This window comes from Jeotgalibacillus marinus (assembly GCF_040801915.1).
GTDB classification, from domain to species: domain Bacteria; phylum Bacillota; class Bacilli; order Bacillales; family Jeotgalibacillaceae; genus Jeotgalibacillus; species Jeotgalibacillus marinus.
Genome location: NZ_JBFMIA010000137.1, coordinates 1 through 278, shown reverse-complemented (window position 1 = coordinate 278; position 278 = coordinate 1). Strand labels below are relative to the sequence as shown.

Sequence of the window (278 nt, the reverse complement as noted above, 5' to 3'; positions counted from 1 at the left end):
GGGCCTCGTGGCGATCACGCCGGCCGCCGGCAACGTCGGCATCCTCGGCGCGTTCGTGATCGGCATCGCCGCGGGCATCGTCTGCCTGTGGGGCGTGAACGGGCTCAAGCGCCTGCTCAAGGTGGACGATTCGCTGGACGTCTTCGGCGTGCACGCGCTGGGCGGCATCCTGGGCGCGCTGCTCACGGGCGTCTTCAACGCGCCGCAGCTGGGCGGCCCGAGCTACCCGGTCGACTGGTTCACCGGCAAGCTCGTCGCCGCGGCCGACTATTCGATCA

The 278-nt window shown here is 70.9% G+C and carries 1 pseudogene; it reads left to right on the top strand.

From position 1 onward, the window contains the following. Positions 1-278: pseudogene (locus tag AB1471_RS17280) on the top strand (hypothetical protein); the annotation flags it as partial.